At 49.4% G+C, this 13,761-nt stretch carries 15 protein-coding genes; 13 read left to right on the top strand and 2 right to left on the bottom strand.

The features are described 5' to 3' along the window. Window positions 1-173: 173 nt before the first annotated feature. The 7 genes from sufC to JOD01_RS13015 all read left to right on the top strand — a co-directional run bounded on the left by sufC (window position 174) and on the right by JOD01_RS13015 (window position 6,820). The gene (gene sufC, locus JOD01_RS13045; RefSeq protein ID WP_204518772.1) at window positions 174-962 is read left to right on the top strand and encodes a Fe-S cluster assembly ATPase SufC; all 789 of its coding nucleotides are present in this window, start codon (window positions 174-176) and stop codon (window positions 960-962) included. Window positions 963-979: 17 nt separating this feature from the next. Further along, window positions 980-2,278, top strand: a complete 1,299-nt coding sequence (sufD, locus tag JOD01_RS13040; protein WP_204518771.1) for a Fe-S cluster assembly protein SufD — start codon at window positions 980-982, stop codon at window positions 2,276-2,278. Further along, window positions 2,279-3,505: a cysteine desulfurase gene (locus tag JOD01_RS13035; RefSeq protein ID WP_204518770.1), complete on the top strand. Its 1,227-nt coding sequence runs from the start codon at window positions 2,279-2,281 to the stop codon at window positions 3,503-3,505. Further along, complete coding sequence (sufU, locus tag JOD01_RS13030; RefSeq protein ID WP_204518769.1) at window positions 3,492-3,935, top strand: Fe-S cluster assembly sulfur transfer protein SufU; 444 nt, start codon at window positions 3,492-3,494, stop codon at window positions 3,933-3,935. The genes JOD01_RS13035 and sufU overlap by 14 nt, the downstream gene beginning before the upstream one ends. Window positions 3,936-3,942: 7 nt before the next feature. Beyond that, complete coding sequence (sufB, locus tag JOD01_RS13025) at window positions 3,943-5,340, top strand: Fe-S cluster assembly protein SufB (RefSeq protein ID WP_204518768.1); 1,398 nt, start codon at window positions 3,943-3,945, stop codon at window positions 5,338-5,340. Between the two features lie 275 nt (window positions 5,341-5,615). Continuing rightward, a complete protein-coding gene (locus JOD01_RS13020; protein WP_204518767.1) occupies window positions 5,616-6,089 on the top strand; it encodes an NUDIX domain-containing protein in 474 nt (157 codons plus the stop codon). Next, complete coding sequence (locus tag JOD01_RS13015; protein ID WP_204518766.1) at window positions 6,086-6,820, top strand: DNA polymerase beta superfamily protein; 735 nt, start codon at window positions 6,086-6,088, stop codon at window positions 6,818-6,820. The genes JOD01_RS13020 and JOD01_RS13015 overlap by 4 nt, the downstream gene beginning before the upstream one ends. On the opposite strand, the gene JOD01_RS13010 is transcribed toward JOD01_RS13015, so the two are convergent. After that, the gene (locus JOD01_RS13010) at window positions 6,813-7,253 is read right to left on the bottom strand and encodes a M67 family metallopeptidase (RefSeq protein ID WP_204518765.1); all 441 of its coding nucleotides are present in this window, start codon (window positions 7,251-7,253) and stop codon (window positions 6,813-6,815) included. The two genes, JOD01_RS13015 and JOD01_RS13010, sit on opposite strands and share 8 nt — an antisense overlap. A 36-nt stretch (window positions 7,254-7,289) precedes the next feature. Between JOD01_RS13010 and JOD01_RS13005 the strand changes: the two genes are divergently transcribed. From JOD01_RS13005 to JOD01_RS12980, 6 genes are all read left to right on the top strand, one after another. Next, window positions 7,290-8,147 (top strand): DUF72 domain-containing protein, encoded by an 858-nt coding sequence (locus tag JOD01_RS13005; RefSeq protein ID WP_204518764.1) that lies wholly within the window; start codon window positions 7,290-7,292, stop codon window positions 8,145-8,147. A gap of 26 nt (window positions 8,148-8,173) precedes the next feature. After that, window positions 8,174-8,998, top strand: coding sequence for a sulfite exporter TauE/SafE family protein (locus tag JOD01_RS13000; protein WP_204518763.1), 825 nt, complete (start codon window positions 8,174-8,176; stop codon window positions 8,996-8,998). Between the two features lie 25 nt (window positions 8,999-9,023). Beyond that, window positions 9,024-10,454: a bifunctional metallophosphatase/5'-nucleotidase gene (locus JOD01_RS12995; RefSeq protein WP_204518762.1), complete on the top strand. Its 1,431-nt coding sequence runs from the start codon at window positions 9,024-9,026 to the stop codon at window positions 10,452-10,454. A 58-nt stretch (window positions 10,455-10,512) separates the two neighbouring features. Then, the gene (locus JOD01_RS12990) at window positions 10,513-10,752 is read left to right on the top strand and encodes a DUF6154 family protein (protein ID WP_204518761.1); all 240 of its coding nucleotides are present in this window, start codon (window positions 10,513-10,515) and stop codon (window positions 10,750-10,752) included. A 119-nt stretch (window positions 10,753-10,871) separates the two neighbouring features. Then, on the top strand, window positions 10,872-11,174 hold the full coding sequence (locus JOD01_RS12985) for a YunC family protein (RefSeq protein WP_204518760.1): 303 nt from the start codon (window positions 10,872-10,874) through the stop codon (window positions 11,172-11,174). A 105-nt stretch (window positions 11,175-11,279) separates the two neighbouring features. Continuing rightward, a complete protein-coding gene (locus tag JOD01_RS12980; protein ID WP_204518759.1) occupies window positions 11,280-12,383 on the top strand; it encodes an HD-GYP domain-containing protein in 1,104 nt (367 codons plus the stop codon). On the opposite strand, the gene corA is transcribed toward JOD01_RS12980, so the two are convergent. Then, window positions 12,384-13,319 carry a magnesium/cobalt transporter CorA gene (gene corA / locus JOD01_RS12975; protein WP_204518758.1) on the bottom strand — a complete coding sequence of 312 codons (936 nt, stop codon included), beginning with the start codon at window positions 13,317-13,319 and terminating at the stop codon, window positions 12,384-12,386. Window positions 13,320-13,761: the final 442 nt, after the last annotated feature.

The following is a 13,761-nucleotide window of genomic DNA, read 5'->3' as shown; positions in this document are numbered from 1 at the left end:
CTAAACAAGAATATTTATAAAAAGAACGACGCGTTCCTTGATTTAAAATTATTATTATTATAGAATGGTAATTGAGAATGGATTGAGAATCTCTGGCTTTGAGATACTAAGATGAATGGCTGAGTGGAATCAATCGAGTACAATTTAGATATGTTCATTGGAGGGAAAAAGCAATGACTGCAGTGCCACATTTGGTGATAAAAGATCTTCATGCCAAGATTGAAGATAAGGAAATTTTGAAAGGACTCTCGCTGGAGATCAAAGGCGGCGAAATTCACGCCATCATGGGTCCGAACGGTACGGGAAAATCTACGCTTGCTTCGACTTTGATGGGGCATCCCAAATATGAAGTTACCAGCGGAAGCGTAACGCTGAACGGCGAAGACGTATTGGAAATGGCGGTGGACGAGCGGGCTCGCGCCGGTCTGTTCCTGGCAATGCAATATCCTTCGGAAATCAGCGGGGTAACCAACTCTGATTTTCTCCGTTCTGCGATCAATGCTCGCCGCGGTGAAGGCAACGAAATCTCTCTGATGAAGTTTATCCGGGAAATGGACAAAAAAATGGCCACTCTGGAAATGGACGAATCTTTCGCCCATCGCTACCTCAATGAAGGTTTTTCCGGCGGAGAGAAAAAACGGAACGAAATCCTGCAAATGATGATGCTAGAACCAAGCATTTGCATCCTTGATGAAATCGACTCCGGTCTGGACATCGATGCGCTGAAAATCGTCGCAAACGGCGTCAATGAAATGCGTTCCGCCGATCGCGGGTTCCTGGTGATCACCCACTATCAGCGTTTGTTGAACTACGTGAAACCTGATTTTGTGCATGTGATGATGCAAGGACGCATTGTAAAATCCGGCGGTTCCGAACTGGCGGAAAGACTGGAAGCGGAAGGCTATGATTGGGTAAAAGAAGAGCTCGGTATCGTTGATGAAACCGTTAATGCAAGCGTGTAGGAGAGGGGGTACTGATGATGAGTGTTGAAACACAACTCCGCTTCGACCGCGAAGCTATCAGCCAATTTTCAAAAGCGAATCAGGAACCGGAATGGTTTTTGCAAAAACGATTGACCGCCCTGGATTCTTTCGCTGAGTTGGCTTTGCCAAAATTGGAGAAAACCAAAATTGATAACTGGAACATTGATCAATTTCAGCCATTTCAACAGGAACAAGAGCTTTCAACGGCCGATCAACTGGATGAAGTGGTCAAAGCGGAAATTGATTTGACCGCGGCAAAATCTTTGCTGGTGCAAAAAAATGCCTCCATTGTTTATCGCAGTATCCCAGAGGAGCTGGCCAAACAAGGCGTGATTTTTGCCGACTTGGCTACCGCTTTGCGCGAGCATGGCGATCTGGTGCAAAAATATTGGATGCAGGCTGTTGCCTTTGATGAACATAAATTGACCGCTTTGCATGCAGCAGTGGTCAACGGCGGCGTGTTCGTCTATGTGCCCAAAAATGTCGAGTTGGAAGCACCGCTGCAAGCGGTCTTTGAAGTGGCAGGCGACGCTTCCTTGCTTTGCCCGCACGTATTGATCGTAGCGGAAGCAAACAGCAAGGTTGCCTATGTGGATACATTCGTTTCCGCAGAAGGACAATCGCTCGTCTCCAACAGTATTGTCGAAGTGTTTGTTGGAAATGGAGCTTCTGTTCAGGTTGCTTCTGTTCGCTCCCTTTCCACTGAAGTTCACGACTATGCGTTCCGTCGGGCGATTGTTGAGCGCGATGGGAAGATGGAATGGATTTTGGGCGAGATCAATGACGGAAACACCGTAGCCAACAACACGACCATTTTGAAAGGTGTCGCTTCGCAGACCGAGACCAAAACAGTCTCCGTCGGTACAGGCGCACAACGGCAAAATCTGACCTCGCAAGTGCAGCATATCGGCACTTACACGGAATCAAATATGGTCAGCAAAGCGGTGATGACCGGGGAAGCGGTCACCATTTTAAACGGGATTACCAAAATTGAAAAGGGTGCGGAAAAATCCGACGGCGAACAAGCGGAGAACATTTTGATGCTGAGTGAAAAAGCGCGCGGTGACGCCAACCCGATTTTGTTGATTGATGAAGATGACGTAAAAGCAGGCCATGCGGCATCCGTTGGACGTGTGAGCGAAGAGAGCATTTACTATCTCATGTCTCGCGGTATTTCGCGCCAAGAAGCGGAACGCTTGATCATTCTCGGATTCCTGGAACCAGTCGTAGCTGAAATCCCAATCGAAGAAGTGCAAAATCGACTTCGGCAGGCGCTTGAAAGGAAGTTGGGCTAAATGAATGCCAAGGAAATCCGCCAGTACTTTCCGATTTTAAACCAGCAGGTGAACGATCATCCGCTGGTTTATCTGGACAGTTCGGCAACTTCGCAAAAACCGGTGCAAGTGATTGAAGCTGTAAACAAATACTATCGGGAGTATAACTCCAATGTGCATCGCGGTGTTCATACGCTGGGCACCAAGGCAACCGACGGCTATGAAGGCGCACGCGAAAAGGTGCGCCAATACATTAACGCCAAAGAGGCGGCGGAAGTTGTCTTTACACGGGGAACGACCTCTGCGATCAACCTTGTTGCCCACGGCTTTGTCAGAGGACTTTTGCGACCGGGCGATGAGATTGTCACGACTGTGGCGGAACACCACAGCAATTTCATTCCGTGGCAGCAAGCTGCCAAGGCGACCGGCGCCACCTTCAAGTTTATTCCGCTTGCAGAGGACGGCACGGTCACACTGGAAGCAGTGAAAGAGACGATTACGGACAATACTAAGTTTGTTGCGATCCATCATATTTCCAATGTTCTGGGCGATGTTGTACCGATCAAGGAAATTGCCGAGATTGCTCACCAGCATGGCGCGTTTTTGCTCGTGGACGGTGCGCAGAGCGCTCCGCATAAACCAATCGATGTGCAAGACCTCAACTGCGATTTTTATTGCTTCTCCGGACACAAAATGTGCGGTCCGACGGGGATCGGCGTTTTGTACGGAAAACGCGATCTGCTCGAACGCGTAGAACCGGTTGAATTCGGCGGCGAAATGATTGATTTTGTCGATCTGTATGATTCGACCTGGAAAGAGTTGCCGTGGCGGTTTGAGGGCGGTACCCCGATCATCGCCGGTGCGATCGGTTTGGGGGCGGCAATTGATTTTCTAAGTGAGATCGGCTTGGAGCAGATTGAAGCGTATGAGAAAAAACTGGTCGCGTATGCGATTGAACAGATGAAACAGATCGAGGGTTTGACAATTTACGGTCCGACAAGCAACCGCAGCAGTTTAATAACTTTTAACCTGGCTGACCTGCATCCGCATGATTTGGCAACCGTGCTGGATTCATACGGTATCGCCGTACGAGCCGGACACCATTGTGCCCAACCGCTGATGCGCTGGTTTAATGTAACGGCTACCGCACGGGCAAGCTTTTACCTTTACAATACAGAAGAGGATGTTGATGCATTCATAGCCGGGTTGAAAAAGACGAAGGAGTTTTTTGGCAATGTCCTCTCTTGATGATCTTTACCGCCGGGTGATTATGGATCACTATCAAAAACCGCGCAATCGTGGTACGCTGGATGAAACGGATGGTTTGACCGTTCATTTGAATAATCCGACTTGCGGAGATCGCATCTCGTTGTCGCTGAAAATTGAAGACGGCAAGGTGACCGATGCCAAATTTCTTGGGGAAGGTTGCTCGATCAGCATGTCTTCCGCATCGATGATGACCGAAGCCGTCAAAGGCAAGCCGGTGGACGAAGCGTTGAAGTACGCGCATGCGTTTTCCGAGTTAATGCAGGGACATGAAGTAGATGACTCGCTTGATCTGGGTGATATTGAAGCGTTGCAGGGCGTCGCCAAGTTTCCGGCGCGGATCAAATGCGCTACCTTGGCCTGGAAGGCGTTGGAGCAAGGTGTTAAGCAGTTTGAACAGAAAAAGGAGTGAGTAAGCTATGGCAAAGAAAGCCCCAGAACTTCAGGATTATCAATACGGCTTTCACGATAAGGACGTTTCCGTCTTTCGGACCAAGAAAGGCTTGACTCGTGAGATCGTAGAAGAAATCTCCCGCATCAAGGGAGAACCACAGTGGATGCTCGATTTCCGCTTGAAAGCATTGGACATTTTCAATAAAATTCCGATGCCAAAATGGGGCGGCGATCTCGATGGACTCAATTTTGATGACATTACGTACTATGTAAAACCGTCGGAAAAAACCGGCCGCAGTTGGGATGAGGTTCCTGAGGAAATCAAAGCGACTTTCGACAAACTCGGGATTCCGGAAGCGGAACAAAAGTTCCTTGCCGGGGTATCCGCCCAGTACGAATCCGAAGTCGTTTATCACAATATGCAGGAAGACCTGGAAGAAAAAGGCGTGCTGTTTACCGACATGGATTCTGCGGTAAAACTGTATCCGGAGATTGTCAAAGAGTACTTCGCCACAGTGATTCCGCCAGCCGATAACAAGTTTGCCGCGTTGAACTCAGCAGTATGGTCCGGCGGGTCCTTCATTTATGTGCCAAAAGGCGTAAAAGTGGAGACGCCGTTGCAAGCGTATTTCCGGATCAATTCTGAAAATATGGGACAATTTGAGCGGACCTTGATCATTGCGGATGAGGACAGCTTCGTCCATTATGTAGAAGGCTGTACCGCACCGATTTACAGTACGGACTCGTTGCACTCCGCAGTCGTGGAAATTATCGTGAAAGAACGTGCGCGCGTGCGTTATACGACGATTCAAAACTGGTCCAACAACGTCTACAACCTGGTAACGAAACGTGCGGTTGCCTATGCTGACGCTACAATGGAATGGATCGACGGCAACATCGGTTCAAAATTGACCATGAAATATCCGGCTGTGATCATGAAAGGGCCGCGTGCCAAAGGAACGGTCTTGTCCATCGCGGTAGCCGGTAAAGGACAGCATCAGGATGCCGGCGCAAAAATGGTGCATCTGGCTCCCGATTGCACGTCAACGATTATTTCCAAATCGATCTCTCGCGATGGCGGGAAAGTAACCTACCGTGGTCTGTCGCAGTTTGGCCGTCAATCGCAAGGCTCCAAATCCAACATCAAATGCGATACGCTGATTTTGGATAAACTGTCTACATCTGACACGATCCCGTACAACGAGATCATGAACGATAACATTACGCTGGAACATGAAGCGACCGTATCCAAAGTATCGGAAGAACAGCTGTTCTATCTGATGAGCCGCGGATTGTCGGAAGCGGAAGCGACCGAGATGATCGTCATGGGCTTCATCGAACCGTTTACGAAAGAATTGCCAATGGAATACGCGGTTGAGATGAACCGTCTGATCAAGTTCGAGATGGAAGGTTCGATTGGATAATTCTCTCCCGCCGGTATCGATTCATATTTTGCTTTTCGTGTAGAAGACGAACTTGTTAAGTTCGTCTTCTTTCCTTTTCTCGGTGACCGCCATCCAATCGGAAAAATGACATGATGATGGATGCCGTTAGCGGGGAGCATAATCCGTATCGCAAGCGGAAAGGAGCAGCGAAATGAACAACACCATTGTTTGAGTTGGCCGGTCTCACATACTATACTAATGATACGAATGGTACGTGTGCGAGCGGGTGCTTGCAACTCACAAGGGGGAAAACGATGAGTGAACTTCGCCTCAGAGTAACGGTGGTGGTTGAACACCAGGGGAATATATTGCTGATCAAGGAAAGAAACGGGGAGGAGGCTTTTTACAGCTTGCCAGGCGGCAGTGTTGAATTTTTGGAATCGATACCGGAAGCCACGCAGCGGGAAGTGTGGGAAGAGACGGGATTATTGGTGCACTTTGAGCGATTGCTGTGGGTGGATGAGCGGATTGATCAAGCAGGTGAAGGAAAACATACGGTTGGAGTAGGTGTGTTGGCCAAATTGGCCGGGGAAGAGACGACGCCGATTCCCGGCGGTGTAGAAAACGAAGAGATTTTATGGACAGGCTGGGTTCGGTTTGACGATTTTCAGAAGCTGCCGATTTACCACGACCAACGTCAGCAGCAGATCATTAAAGCGCTGAGCGATTCCGGATACAGACCTGCCTATATCGGAAATATCGTCCAGTCAAAAGGAGCGCAACCGTGAATCTTTTGTTGGAACCTTTGTACCAGACCGCTCCGTTTCTTCGCCGGCATTTGATCAGTCTGGTGTTGGCCGGCAGTCACGGTTATGGAATGGCCACAGAGACAAGCGACATCGATCTGCGTGGCATCGCCTATCCGCCGCCGGAAGCTGTTTTTGGGCTGCAAACGTATGAGCAGACGACTTTGGCGGAACCGGATACGGTTATTTACAGTTTGCCCAAATTTGTGCGCTTGGCAATGAAAGGGAATCCAACTTTGTTGGAAATGCTGTTCGCCGAGACGGAACATTGGTTAATTTGCACGGAAGAGGGCGAACGGTTGCGGGCTCATCGCCATCTGTTTCTCTCCAAACGGGTTTTTTATTCATTTGGCGGGTACGCTTACAAACATCTGCAAAAACTGTCCGCGCAGGCAGACAACCCTTCCGCTTCTTACCACGGCAAAGATGCCAGTCATTTGATTCGGCTGCTGCAATGCGGTATCGAACTTTTGCAGGAAGGCGCTCTGCGGGTGAAACGCGAAAACGCAGCGGAGTTGCTTTCGATTCGGCAAGGTCAATGGAAGCTGACGGATCTGCTTGCTTATGCGCAAAGCTTGTATGACCAGCTGCAGGCAGCCCATGCCAACACACGCTTGCCCGATCAGCCTGACAGCGCGACGATTGAGCGATTGCTGATGCAGATGCAGATGCGTTTCTATCTTGAGCGCGGAGACGAACCCACTGCTACCTGATTTCATAGTCGTGCTGGACAAACCGGTTGCCGCTGTAACGATACAGTCGAAGATCGGCTTTTCCGCCCGGGAAGGAAAGAATCCAGTAGCTGAGCATCGGATAATGCCAGCCTTGTCGATCTGCGGTGGACGGAAGCGGGAGCGTGGCGGGATGGGTATGCAGCACACCTTGCCAAAGCAATCCGTCTGCTTTTATTTTCCGCAGGGAGGCGAAAAAATCCGGTCCTTCCCAGACGAAAGCGGCAGGCTGTCTGGACGCGGCGGGTGCTGCCACAAATTGGCTGATCGCGTTTGCCCGGCCGGCCAACAACGCCGAATATTCGAACGGCAGCGCGCTTTCGGCCTCGGCAAGCAGGTGTTTTAACACTTTTCGATCTATACAGATTTTGGTATCCTTATTCGCAAAGGGATCGCCGAGCAGATCGGTTAACAAGCTGGTGCCCCCTTTCACATTTTTGGAGGATTTAGGATGAACAAAGGAAACCTGCAGGTCGGCGTATGCGGTTGGGGAGACCACGATGAGTTGTACCCGCAGGGTGTACGCGATCGAGATAAATTGTCCGTATACGCCAGCCATTTCGCTCGCGTGGAAATTGACAGTTCGTTTTATGCTATCTTACCACAAAAAAACTATGAAACGTGGGTGCGTGACACACCGGACGCGTTTCGTTTTGTCGTAAAAGCTTATCAGGCGATGACTGGGCATCGGCGCGGCGGCGCGGAGCTGGAACGAGAGGAGATGTTTCTTCGCTTTGCGGAGAGCATCGAGCCGTTGCGCCAGGCGGGAAAGCTGCATGCCGTGCTTTTTCAGTTTCCGCCCTGGTTTGACTGTACCAAGGATCATGTCCAATATCTTGCCGCCTGCCGCCAGCTTTACCCGGATCTGCCGCTAGCGGTAGAGTTTCGCCATCAAAGCTGGTTTAGCGAGAACTATTGTGACAAAACCTTGCAATTTTTAAGACAGTTGGCGGTCACTCATGTGGTCTGTGATGAACCGCAAGTACCGAACGGCTCTGTTCCGATTGTTGTCGCGGTTACGGAGCCAAGACTGGCCTTGGTGCGCTTTCACGGCAGAAATACGGCGGGATGGCGCGATCCCGGCAAAGGGACGAATTGGCGGGATGTCCGTTATTTGTACAATTACAGTGAAGCCGAACTGCAGAGCTGGCTGCCCAAAATCAAGCAACTGCAGGAAACTGCGGATGAAGTTTGCATTCTGTTTAATAATAACTCTGGGGGAGATGCGGTCAACAATGCGAAGCGGTTGATGCAACTGCTAAACATCGAGCCAACAGGCCTGTATCCGCGTCAGATGGAATTGTTTTAGCGTTTTAGGGAAAGAGGACCTCACTTATGTTTATGATCATGCTCATCTTGTTTCTTGCCATCGGTTTGCTTGCCGGAATCATCGGCAGCTTGGTCGGATTGGGAGGCGGCCTGTTTTTTGTTCCGGCCTTGCTTTCCTTCGCCAATCAATATCAACCAGGCTCGATGACCCCGCAAATCGCGGCGGCTACCTCGCTGTTGGTCATTGCCGTGACCGCCCTGTCATCGACGGCCGGTTACTTGAAACAGAAGAAGGTAGATGTGCAAAGTGCCTTGCTCTTTTTTATCGGAAGCGCACCGGGTTCTGTGGCGGGCGTTTATTTGAACGGCATGCTCCATGCCCAGTCTTTTTCCTTGTTATTCGGATTATTCCAGTTGGTCATGTTCGGCGTCCTGATGGTCAAAGACAAACTGTCGCCAAGAGCGATCGATTGGAAGGTCAAACGCCAGTTCATCGAACAAAACGGGATGAAGCACGAATATGGTTACAGCCCGCTGCTGGTCGTCCTGATCGCCTTTTTTGTCGGGGTGGTCTCTTCCTTGTTCGGCGTAGGCGGGGGAATCCTGATGGTGCCGACAATGCTGGTTTTATTCCGCTTTCCGCCCCATATCGCCACGGCGACCTCCATGGCGGTCATTTTTTTATCGGCCGTCGTCGGTTCTGTTACCAATGGCGTTCATGGCTACATCAACTGGCTTTATGCCGTGTTGTTGGCGCCGGGTGCGTGGGTCGGCGGAAAACTGGGCGTCGTGATCTCCGCTCGTCTGAAGGGAAAAACGATCGTTATTTTGCTTCGGCTGATGATGTTAGGAATTGCGCTGGAAATGATCGGTGAGGCGATATTCCAATAGATAGATTCGGGGGAGAGGAAAACGTATGGCGAGTACTTGTACCTTACATATTTTGCACACCAACGACTTGCACAGCCAATTTTCCAATATGCCGCGCATCGCCTCCTGCCTGAAACAACAGCGGGCAGCATGGGAGGAGCGGGGAGATTATGTGCTTACCGTCGACATTGGCGACCATTTGGATCGTTACAATATCAAGACGGAAGCAAGTTGGGGACATGCCAATGTCCAGGTTTTGAACGAAAGCGGCTATCAATATGTGACGATTGGGAATAATGAAGGCGTTACGCTGCCGAAAGACAAATTGGATGCTCTTTATCAGCATGCTGCTTTTACGGTCATTGTAAGCAATCTGCTCGAATTAGACGGAACTCTCCCCCGTTGGGCGGTGCCGTTTGCTATCCATCGCTGGAATCAATTGCAGGTTGCCATTCTCGGCGTTACCGTTTCGTATGCGTCTGTCTATGAAACGATCGGCTGGAACTCCCAGGAGCCGCATGAGTTGCTTCGGCAACAGATCGACTCTTTGCGGGAGCAGGTGGATGCCATCATTCTGTTGTCTCATCTCGGCTACAATCAAGATGTGGAATTAGCCAAACAGTTTCCCCAGATTGATGTAATTTTGGGAGCGCATAGCCATCATTTGTTGAAGCAAGGTGAACGAATTGGGCATACACTGATTACCCAAGCAGGCAAGTATGGCGATTATATCGGGCACGTGGAGCTGACGATTGATTTGTCCGGAAAATCGGTCACGGCTGCACAATCGGAACTGTTGGCTGCAGCTGATTATCCTGCCGATCAGGCGCTGCTTTCCTTTTTGGAACAAGAAGAGCAAAAATCGCGGCAGGTGTTGTGTCAGGAAGCCGCGATCTTGCGCAGAGATCTGCCGGTTGCGTGGGACAGGGAGTCGCCGTTGGCCACCTTTTTGGCCGCCAGCTTGCGCCAATGGACCGGCGCAGAGATCGGTCTGGCCAATAGCGGGTTGCTGTTAAAATCGTTGCCGGCAGGCTCGGTAACCAAGCTGGATTTGCTTCAATCGCTGCCTCATCCGATTAATCCATGCACGTTGCTCTTAACGGGCGAAGAGCTGTGGCAGTTGCTTCAGGCTTGTCTGCAACCGAGGCTGATCGAGAGACAACTGCATGGATTCGGCTTTCGCGGCAAAGTCATGGGCTGGATGGCGGTAGATGGTTTGGAGATCGATTACCGGGATGACGAGCATCCGGTCATTACCCAAATCAGACTGGCGGGGAATCCGATCGAGCGAAATCAATTGTATCGGGTTGCGACTGTTGATATGTTCATTTTTAATCGATTGTTTCCCCAATTGCAGGAAGGCCGCGACTTGACGTTTTTTCTTCCGGAGATGTTGCGTGAAATCATCTTGGAGACCGTCAGCGACGAACATTTGTTGGAAAGCTGTTTTGCAACGCGTTGGCACAAGTTAGCGTAGGCAAGCAAGGTGATTTTCTCGTTCCAGTTTGGGCCGTCGGGAAACAAGGAGGGAAAAGATGAGATTTATCGACGAACTGTACGAATTGTATCGGGGACACTTCAATGGTGATGAGGAGGATATCACGGCGATTGTTGTGGGCGTATTGGAAGAACAGTCAAAAGAGGAACTTCATTCGATCGTCAAGGCGATGGATGAAGAGGAGCTGTTTCACATGCTGGCCATCTACATGATTGAAGTGTTGAGACGAAAAGTGGCGATGGATGATGAACGTCCCTCTACTTCGTTTGTCCATTAGGATGGGAATACACCTTTTTGACACAATTCACATAGAATATGGTAGGCTAAGTATAAATGAATGGAAACAGACAATTCACTGCTGCTGTTTAACGAATTGTCACAGAGGGGGAGAGAAAAATGATTGAGGTTCACCCCATTCAGTTTGCGGAAGGAACGGCAATCGCCGTAACGGTTCGTTTGCCCAAAACCACCTTGCTTTCGATCAGCACGGATAAAGGGTATATTATGTGCGGAGCACTCGACGTAGGATTATTGAATGAACGTCTTGCCAGCAGAGAAATCATTGCGGGGCGGGCTGTAGGGGTCAAAACAATTGAGGAATTGCTTGAAGCACCGCTGGAATCGGTCACGACGACTGCCGAGCAAATTGGCATCCACCCCGGTATGCTGGGACGTGAAGCAATACGCAAGATGTTTTGAAGCTTTCCCTGGGGGAAAGCTTTTTTCTTCTGTTAACACGCCTGAACGAAGACCGCTGTTTTGCCGATAGATACTAGTAGAGACCAAAGAAAGGTGTTAACAAGAATGCGACTTCTTTCCGTGCATCAGTGCAAGCCTGGAGATAGACTGGCCAAACCCCTTTACACCGACAATGGAACCACGCTGATCGGAGAAGGAGTGGAGCTGACTCAAAAGATGCTCGACCGACTTGTGGCATTAAATGTGACGAGCGTCTATATACATGACAGCCGGACCGATGACATTATAGTAGAAGATATTGTCTCAGCCGAAACGCGACGTGAAGCGATGCAGGCGATTCAGGAGACGTTTCGCAGCATGCAGCATGATCAGCAACCGCATAAATTGCGGATGGTCAATGGGCAGTTAGACCGGCGTTTTCGACAAGTTATTTCGGCGATCATTGATGAATTGAAACAAAACCGGTCGGCGATGAACTTATTGGGAAGCATCAGCGGCTACGATCATTACGTTTTTACTCATTCGTTCAATGTAGCGCTATATTCCGTTTCTCTGGGGATGAAAGCTGGACTCAACGACAAAGAATTGAGTGAGATTGGCTTGGGCGGCATTTTGCACGATGTCGGCAAAATGCTGATTCCCCAAGAAATCCTCAATAAACCGGGGAAATTGACCAAAGAAGAGTTTGAAGTTGTAAAAAAGCACACGGAATACGGATTTGAAATCTTGCGGAAACAAGATGAAATTTCCTTGCTGGCGGCCCATTGCGCTTATCAGCACCATGAGCGCTGTGACGGGTCCGGCTATCCGCGCCAATTGAAGCGAGAGCAAATTCATCGGTACGCATTGATCATGGGAATTTGTGATGTATTTGACGCTTTGACAACACAGCGCGTGTATCGCAAATCGATGCCGCCGCATACGGCCATGGAATTTTTGTACGCTGGTGTTGAGCGGCTGTTTGTCGAAGAACTCGTCTTGCAGTTTCGGGAAACCGTTGCCCTTTATCCGGTCGGGATGAATGTCACTTTGAATACAGGCGAAGCGGGAATTGTCGTGGAATACAAACAGAGTGCGCCTACCAGGCCGACCGTCCGCATTTTGAACGATCCGGCGGGAAAAGCGCTGTCCCACCCTTATGATATTGATTTGGCCAAGCAGCTTAATTTGGTCATTGTCGAATCAGACCCGTTAATTCCACCAATGTAACTATAACCAGTTTTTTCGTTTGAACACGAGATACATCGTTACACCGAGCAATGCAATAAACGCCAGCACCATGTAATAGCCATACGGCATATGCAACTCTGGAATATTAGGGAAGTTCATTCCGTATATCCCGGTGACGATCGTGATCGGCATGAAAATGGTCGTCAAGGCGGTAAAGACACGCATAATATCATTTGCCCGCCCGGATAAGGAAGCTTGGTACGCTTCGCGCAAGTTGCTGATCAGCTCGCGAAAGGTCTCAAAACTGTCCGCGACTTTAACGGCGTTTTCATAAATATCGCCAAAATACTTTTGCAGATTGTCATGGATCAGGGAAAGTTCCTTTTTGTTTAAAGCGGCAATCAGATCGCGCTGGGGGATCAGCATCTTTCGAGCGTACAAAACTTCGCTGCGCAAGCCGATAATCTGGTTGAGGTGGGATTTGTGGGCATTGAGCAAGATTTCTTCCTCAAGTTTTTCAATAAGATCTTCAATTTTTTCGATCACTTGAAAATACGATTCCACAATCAGATCAATCAGGTGGTACAAAAAATAATCCGGTTTGCTCACTTCCTCTTCGCGCAAAATCCGGGTTATTTTTTGCATTTCCTCAATCGGATGCTTGGTTACGGTAATAATAAAGTCCTTGCCCAAAAACAGATTGACTTCCCGCAGCATAATCTCTTGACTGGCAAATTGAATGCTGTTGATCACGATAAAATAATGGTCTTCGTATATTTCCAGTTTGGGACGTTGTTCTTCCTCGTCGATGCAGTCTTCGATCGCCAAGTCATGCAATCCATATCGTTGTTGCAAAAGATCCAAATCGAACAGGCCTGCGTCAATCCAGTAGAATCCGTTTCGAGGCGGACGGCGTGTTTCTTCAATATCCTCAATTTCTTTGAACAGCCCGTTTTGCACCAGCTTGATTTTCATGCTGACTGTTCCTCCTGCAGAAATGGTTACCGTTAGTATGAACCATTCTGTCCCTTTTGAGTAGAAATGGGGGGGATTTACCGGGTTCTTGTGCGCTGTCTTCCCTGAGAATGCGGGGGAGAACGGTGGTTACGATGTACTGCAAGGCCATGCGCAGAGCTTTCGGACTCGGTGTATTCCGCTGTTCCTTCTGGTTGCTTTCCATCGCGGTCGCCTCCTTTGCTTTACAACTATATGTGTAAAAGCTTGGCTCATAGACCGGATATGCCCAGAAGGGGGGATTTTCCATCGGACAAAAGTGTAGAGTCTGGATAAAACTGTGGTATACTGAAACAAATGAATAAGAAAACCTTCAGGGCAGGGTGAAAATCCCGACCGGCGGTGATGACGATCTGTCTGAGCCCGCGACTCGGCGAATGGCAACGTTCGCTGACTGATCTGG

Origin of the sequence: Brevibacillus fulvus, assembly GCF_016908525.1 — a bacterium.
GTDB classification, from domain to species: domain Bacteria; phylum Bacillota; class Bacilli; order Brevibacillales; family Brevibacillaceae; genus Brevibacillus_G; species Brevibacillus_G fulvus.
The sequence above is the reverse complement of the archived record's forward strand: the minus strand, read 5'-3'. Positions and strand labels throughout refer to the sequence as shown.